Below are 7,628 nucleotides of genomic sequence, written 5' to 3'. Positions count from 1 at the left end.
AAGCCTCCTGTCATAACCTATTAGCAATATGAATTATTATTCATACATTTAACAACGCATCCACACGATGGATAAAATACTAGAACGTTAGCAACTATAATAAAAAGATGACCAGAACTAAATTAGTATTAATCATTCTTGTCTCATTTTTGACAAGTAATCTTGTTACAGCTCAACAAATACGAAAATTTGAATCGTCTTTGGGGAAAAAGAGAACAGCAGCAATTAACGAAATTGTGAATGACTTTGAAAAATATCTTGACTCTAATTTTTTAGGAAAAAAACTCGACTCTAAATACGATAAATATTTAGAAGAACTATCGAAAGGAAATCTTTCAAAAAAATGGAGAATTAGTCCATCAAATATGACCAAATACAAAAAACTCAAATTATTTGACGAGTTTGGGACAGTACGAGCAGACACGGTTTGGTACGATGGAGAATTAGTAAATTATATTTGGGAAAACGATGATTTAATACAATCCATTGTTCCATTTAATGATGTCAGTATTGACACAATAATCGATGAAACGAAGAATGAAATCTTTACACAAATGCAAGTTGAAGGGAAATTTTACATTGCGCTCGAAACAATTTACGAAGAAAATTCCCTCGTCAGAGGACTATTGGATTCAAGATTTGCCCAAGGAAATTTTTATGACAAAAAATGGTATGCTGGAGAGTTGTTTAAGGCAAAATTGGATTACTCGGACTACTTTGTGAAAAGAATAATTGCGATTGGAACTAATGAATTTGAATAAATTACAGTTGCTAACACAGTACATATTGCTGGGCGGGGCTTGGTGGTACGCCAACTGCGGATTCTCGTTTCGCAGTTCCGTGTCCGGCAGCTGCCGGACAGGAACGCTCTCCGAAATCCGCCCCGACAACATGTACCAACCGTTACCACAAATTATAAAAGACAACATAGCATGAAAAAACAGATTTTAATTTTTACAACAGTGATTCTTTTCGGATTTTTATCCTTAAGTTCATTTGGACAAGACAAAATACAGATTCAATCTGATAATAAGGATTCAATTAATAAGTACGGAATAAGTGAATTTTATTTCGTTCATCAAGTTTTTGCAGACGCCTTTTTTATGACTGATTTGTATAAGCAACTTGACTATGATGAAATGGCGAAAATATTAAAGACAGTACTTTTTAAAATTGACAAGGACAATAAAGTAACTGTAACAATTAAACAAGAAAAAGGACCAGAAGCAAGACTTGTATTCTTTATAAAAGAAGGCACCAAAGACGGAACATTACTAGCCTTAATGACTAATTTTCATGCAGAAAAACGAAAATTTACCAAGGAACTTGATGAAAAATGCTCAGTTGTTAGATGGTATTTTATTAAAGGGAATAAATTAGTTTATCGCCAAGATTTATATTCAGAAAAAACCGAAAAAGAAAAAATGGGGCAAGTACCTCACAAATTGATTGATTATTATCTATTCGATGATAATTTAGAAAATGATTCGAAAGTGAAAGGACTTATTGACGAAATTCTAAACAATGAGAAATCTGATAAAATTGAAGTGCTTTATGCAAAGCTTTATTTAGGAGAACTATACTTATTAAAATCTGAAATAGACAATGCAGAAAAAGAAGTGTCAGGATTAAATGAATATTTTGAAAAATACAAAGACAATGGAATACCTTCACAATATTCTTTAATAACAAATATGGCAGAAACTGAATTGGAACTGATGAAACGAATGAAGAAATAACTTGTGGTAATCGAGTAGACTGCCCCGCCAGTGAACACTGACGGGGAGAGCCTCTCACACCACTGTACGTACGCGAGCTGCGCTCCTCCCCTTCACTTGAAATGTCCACCGGACATTTAACCTCGGGCACACACATTGTGCAAATTTAACGGCTGTAATGTGTTTCAATGAACGGTCAGACTGGTACAAATACGCTTGATTAATAATTCAAATTAGTTTTTCAGCCGTCTAAACTTGCACCTGACCGTTAGACTTTATTTTAGGAAACAGAATATCAGTCACTTAATTGCATTTTGAAATAAATCTATTATCTTTGATACTATCATATGATACTATCAAGATTTAACTGAATGAAACCACCATATAAAATAACTGGCAAAATTTTAAAATTAGTTGCTTCGATTTCGGAAAAAATTGGAGAGGTAAATTCTGCACACCTAAATAGACCACCAACAGCATTAAGAAAGAAAAACAGGATTAAAACAATTCACTCATCACTTGAAATAGAAGGAAATACCTTGACCATTGAGCAAATAACGGCAATCATTGAAAATAAAAGGGTAATTGGACCTAAAAAAGACATTCTGGAAGTTAAAAATGCTATTGCTGTTTATGACTATCTGGACAAATTGAATCCGTATAAATTTGATTCATTCTGTGAGGCTCACGGAATATTAATGAATGGACTTATTGAATCAGCTGGAAAACTTAGAAGCCAATCGGTTGGAATTGTTAAGGGTCCAGAGGTTGCTCACCTTGCTCCACCAAGCGAAATGCTAAAACCATTAATGAATGACTTGTTTGACTATTTAAAAAATGACGAAGACCTGGTTTTAATTAAAAGTTGTGTATTCCACTATGAAATGGAATTTATTCATCCCTTCATCGACGGGAATGGTAGGATGGGGAGATTATGGCAAACGTTGATTTTAAAGGATTCCTATCCTGTTTTTGAATTTCTACCAATTGAGACTTTGATAAAAGAACGACAAGAACAATATTATGAATCTCTTGGAAAATCTGACAATACTGGAGAATCGACCGTATTTATTGAATTTATGCTTGAAATTATCCTTGAATCACTTGAGGAATTATTAAATATTCAGAATGTCAGCTTAACGAATATTGATCGGATTAATTTATTCAAGTCAATTGTTAAAAACGACTACTTTACACGAAAAGAATATTTAAAGAATTTTAGAGAAATTTCTCCAGCGACAGCAAGTCGGGATTTGAATTTTGCTGTTGAGAATGGAATGATTGAAAAGATTGGAGATAAAAATACAACAAGATATAAATTCAAATAAAAAACAAAGCACAATCGAGTAGACTGCCCCGCCAGTGAACACTGACGGGGAGAGCCTCTCACCACTGAACGTACGCGAGCTGCACTCCTCTCTTCCGCAATCGCTCCAGGGTAATGGTCGTTCCCAAAATCGGGCTTTGGGCGATTGCCGATGATCTTCCAACTCCATCTCGAATCAGTTTTCCCTTTGCAAACAAGCTAAAACAAGGTTATTACTGCTTTCAAAACAGCTCAATTTATTCGCCACTTCGGGTTGAAATCTCGTAATCATAAACAGGAATGTATCTCCAGCTCATGACGGGAACAGGTTCTTTCAGGAAACAAAAACCGATGAGCCCGACTTGATCAGCACGTAAAGACTTTCAATTATGGAGCGGCAATTTATCCACATAGCGCTGATATTCTTTTTGGTTTTCGGGTGTACGGAGAAAACCATGGCAAATTCGGGGTTCATCTCCGCCGATACGACAGCCCAAATTCGGGAAAAGGAAGTCCCGGAACCGACAGACACCCTGGAATTTTTAAAAAGGCTGGACATCCTGGCAAATGGGGACGAAAAGGGCTTGTGGCCCGTTAAAAACCAGCCCTACCCGCTAAAAGGGGCGATATTGCCTCACAAACGGATTGTCGCCTATTATGGCAATCTCTATTCCAAACGCATGGGAGTTTTAGGCGAGCATCCGCCCAAAGAAATGTGGGAAAGACTAAATGCCGAAGTCAGCGCATGGGAGGAAGCCGATCCGGCCACCCGGGTACAACCGGCTGTACACTACATTGCCGTAGTAGCACAGGGCACCCCCACCGAGGATGGAAAATATTGCAAACGCATGCCCAAAGCGCAGATTGACTCGGTATTGGCGATAGCGAAAATGGGAGATGCCATTGTCTTTTTAGACATTCAGGTTGGTCAAAGTACGCTGCAAGAAGAAGTTCCCCGGCTGGAGCGATACCTGTCATTGCCCCACGTACACCTGGCTGTTGATCCCGAATTCGCGATGAAGAATGGCCATATACCAGGACATAAAATTGGGAGCTTGAATGCCGCAGATATTAATTATTGCTCGGAATACCTGGCCGGTTTGGTGCGGGAAAACAACTTAGGCCCAAAAATCCTTATTGTACACCGCTTTACGCAAGGCATGGTCCGAAAACACAAAAACATCCTATTACGCCCCGAAGTGCAAATCGTCATCAACATGGACGGCTGGGGCAATCCCACGCTGAAATTCAGCACATACCGGGATTACATCTATCGGGAACCGGTACAATTTACCGGCTTCAAACTGTTTTATAAAAACGATCGAAAGAAGCCCCCTTATCGCCTGCTAACACCGCCCGAACTGATGAAACTAAAACCGCTGCCTAGCTACATTCAATACCAATAAATCAGTTCCGGGTAAGTTTCTGAAAAATATTTTCCAGGCTGGCCTTTTTTTCGGTCAGGGTAAGGATGACCAATCCATGGTCAACAGCAAAGCGAAACAGGACGGGGCGCAGGTCGTGTTCATCAGCGGGGGTGAGCACAAAAGAGCGGTCGCTGAGCGGCTCAAGGCTGGCCAAGGGAAGCTGTCCGCTCAGGGTAGAAGGCAAAACAGGTGTGCCGAACTCGACCAGCACCTGTTGGGCGGAAAAGAACGCGCCGCTCTTCAGCCGGTCCACTGAGCCGTCGGCAATCAGTTTTCCCTGATTAATGATGATCACCCGATTGCAAATAGCCTCCACTTCCTGCATGATGTGGGTGGAAAACAACACGGTTTTTTCGCGGCTGATAGAGCGGATCAACAACCGTATTTCCTCCAGCTGGTTGGGGTCGAGTCCGGTTGTGGGCTCATCCAATATCAGGATGGACGGGTCGTGGATGAGCGCCTGTGCCAGTCCTACCCGCTGCCGGTACCCTTTCGAAAGGGCTTTGATTTTCTTGTGCTGCTCCGGCCCCAGGCCGGTCATTTCAATCACCCGGGCCACTTTTTGTGCTTTATCTGCCAGCTGATAAAAACCTGCGGTGAGTGTCAAAAACTCCTTGATGTAGAGGTCGGTGTAAAGCGGATTGTTTTCGGGGAGATAGCCGATATCGCGTCGTACTTCGTGATTTTCGGGGGTAACCGTTTGTCCGTTCATTCTCACTGTACCGTCATCGGCAGCCAGGTAGCCGGTAATTATTTTCATGAGGGTTGATTTTCCGGCGCCGTTCGGGCCCAGAAAGCCAACCAGTTCTCCGCTGTTCAGCGCAACAGTCAGGTTGTCGAGTGCTTTTTGCTCTCCGTAAAATTTCGAAATACCTTCAATTTGAATGGACATCTTCCCGGATTTGAGTGTCAAAAATACAGAAAACAGGTTGAAAGCAGCCGTATTCCTCATTTAAAATTAAGCTTGCGGTAAATTCCGGGTGATGTAAAAAGGCTTACTTGGGCCATCAAATCAAATGCCGCAAGAAAAACGAATTTATATCCTTTTTTTATCCGGGCCTTCCCTCTCCCTGAGTGATAGACTGAAAGGCCCTGTTTTATCGGCCTAAATCATTTTAAATTAGGCGAAGGCATTTTTTTATTATTAACTTTAATTTAACTTTGTGGCTCCTCAAAATTGCTTGACTGAAATGGAAGATCGGAACTTTAACTACATAAAAGATTTGACGCGGTACCAACGCCAACAGACTTCTACCGTACAAATTGGCAAGGTGCCCATTGGGAGCGATTACCCGATCCGTATTCAGTCCATGACCGATACCGATTCAAAAGACACAGATGCCACGGTGGAACAAATCATCCGCATCATAAAAGCGGGCGCCGACTACGTCCGGGTAACGGTGAAAGGCATTAACGATGCGGAAAACCTTCGGAACATCAAACGGGAGCTGGTGGCCCGGGGCTACGAAACCCCGCTGATCGCCGACATTCATTTTAACCCCAAACTCGCTGAAATAGCGGCCAAATACATCTCCAAGATCCGGATCAATCCCGGTAATTTCTACGACAAACGGGCCCGCTTTGAGCATCATCTGTACACCGACGACGAATACAAGGAAGAGCTGGAACGCATTGAAGAACTGTTTATCCCTTTTCTGGAGGTGCTCCGCGAGACCAACACGGCGCTGCGCATTGGCGCCAACCAGGGCTCCCTGTCCGACCGAATTATGAGCCGCTACGGCGACACGCCGGCAGGCATCTCCGAATCGGTGATGGAGTACCTGCGCATCTGCAAAAAAGTGGATTATACGAATGTCGTTATCTCCATCAAATCGAGCAACACGCGCATGATGGTTTACACGGTTCGTTTGCTGAACAAGCGCATGCGCCTGGAGGATATGGAATTCCCGCTGCACCTGGGGGTAACCGAAGCCGGTGAAGGTGAAGATGGCCGCATCAAATCGGCAGTGGGCATTGGCGCCCTACTGGCCGACGGCATTGGCGACACCATCCGGGTTTCGCTTACCGAAGCGCCGGAAAAAGAAATCCCGGTGGCCCGCAAAATGATCGACCACATCAAAACCTACCAGAACCACCAACCCATCAAAGCGCCCCTGTTTGCGCAAACCAACCCGTTTGAGTATGAACGCCGTTCGGTGCGCCCGGTGATGAACATGGGCGGCAAACAAGTACCCGTGGTGGTGGCCGACCTGCGCAACCGAACACTTTCGGAAGTGCTGCCCCTGCGCGGCAAACAAATCCCGGAGTATTTCCTGCAAAAAGACCATATCGTTGATTTAGAAGGAAACAGCTACCCGATCCTCGACCTGGAAGAATACCTGTTTGGCGGAAGTCATTGGGGCCAAATGAAATTTATCCGGACCAACAAAATGGAATTCGACCGTTTTATGTCCGAAAACCCGGAAATCATTACCAAGCTGAAGCAAACCCGAAAGACCGTGCTCATGCTGGAAAGCTTCAACAAAAATCCACATGCCGAGCTGCGCGCCTTCTTTATGACACTGGAATCGCACATCTGGAAAGTTCCGGTCATTATCCTGCGCTCCTACAAAGAAAGCAGACTGGAAGACCTTCAAATTAAAGCCGCTGTTGATCTGGGCGGTTTACTGATCGACGGGTACGGCGATGGGGTGTGCATCACCAACGAAGGCGACAATATCACCTTCACCGACCTGAAGGACCTGAGCTTCTCCATCCTGCAGGCCAGCCGGATGCGCGTTACCAAAACCGAGTTTATCTCGTGTCCCGGTTGCGGGCGCACCCTGTTCGACCTGCACGAAACCACCAAAAAAATCAAGGCCCATTTTAAACACCTCAGCCACCTGAAAATTGGCGTGATGGGATGCGTAGTAAACGGCCCCGGCGAAATGGGCGACGTGGACTATGGTTTTGTGGGCGCGGGACCAGGCAAGGTGAACCTTTACAAAGGCCAGTCACTGAAAAAAAGGCAGATTCCTTACGAAAATGCGGTGCACGAACTGGAAACCCTGATCCGCGAAAACGGCGACTGGAAAGAGCCGGAAGAACAGCATTAAACTTATTTTACAGACATTCAAGTCATTCACCGGGTGGATCGATTTCACCTGGTGAATAACTTCTCAGCTAACCCAATTTCGATCCGGCAAGGCATAAAAAAAAGCTGTGGCCCCTGACCAG

The 7,628-nt window shown here is 43.4% G+C and carries 6 protein-coding genes; 5 read left to right on the top strand and 1 reads right to left on the bottom strand.

Features of this window, described 5'->3' with window-relative positions:
* Positions 1–107: 107 nt before the first annotated feature.
* The 4 genes from N2K84_RS12355 to N2K84_RS12340 all read left to right on the top strand — a co-directional run bounded on the left by N2K84_RS12355 (position 108) and on the right by N2K84_RS12340 (position 4,430).
* Complete coding sequence (locus N2K84_RS12355) at positions 108–761, top strand: hypothetical protein (protein WP_282592129.1); 654 nt, start codon at positions 108–110, stop codon at positions 759–761.
* A gap of 171 nt (positions 762–932) precedes the next feature.
* Positions 933–1,739, top strand: a complete 807-nt coding sequence (locus tag N2K84_RS12350) for a hypothetical protein (RefSeq protein WP_282592128.1) — start codon at positions 933–935, stop codon at positions 1,737–1,739.
* A gap of 350 nt (positions 1,740–2,089) precedes the next feature.
* On the top strand, positions 2,090–3,046 hold the full coding sequence (locus tag N2K84_RS12345; protein ID WP_282592127.1) for a Fic family protein: 957 nt from the start codon (positions 2,090–2,092) through the stop codon (positions 3,044–3,046).
* A 367-nt stretch (positions 3,047–3,413) separates the two neighbouring features.
* On the top strand, positions 3,414–4,430 hold the full coding sequence (locus tag N2K84_RS12340; protein WP_282592126.1) for a hypothetical protein: 1,017 nt from the start codon (positions 3,414–3,416) through the stop codon (positions 4,428–4,430).
* Between the two features lies 1 nt (position 4,431).
* Here N2K84_RS12340 and N2K84_RS12335 read toward each other — a convergent pair whose 3' ends face one another.
* Complete coding sequence (locus N2K84_RS12335; RefSeq protein WP_282592125.1) at positions 4,432–5,343, bottom strand: ATP-binding cassette domain-containing protein; 912 nt, start codon at positions 5,341–5,343, stop codon at positions 4,432–4,434.
* A gap of 298 nt (positions 5,344–5,641) precedes the next feature.
* Here N2K84_RS12335 and ispG point away from each other — a divergent pair, with 298 nt between their 5' ends.
* Positions 5,642–7,507 carry a (E)-4-hydroxy-3-methylbut-2-enyl-diphosphate synthase gene (gene ispG / locus N2K84_RS12330; protein ID WP_282592124.1) on the top strand — a complete coding sequence of 622 codons (1,866 nt, stop codon included), beginning with the start codon at positions 5,642–5,644 and terminating at the stop codon, positions 7,505–7,507.
* The last annotated feature ends 121 nt before the right edge of the window (positions 7,508–7,628 follow it).

Source organism: Gaoshiqia sediminis (genome assembly GCF_025907915.1).
Classification (GTDB): domain Bacteria; phylum Bacteroidota; class Bacteroidia; order Bacteroidales; family Prolixibacteraceae; genus Gaoshiqia; species Gaoshiqia sediminis.
The sequence above is the reverse complement of the archived record's forward strand: the minus strand, read 5'-3'. Positions and strand labels throughout refer to the sequence as shown.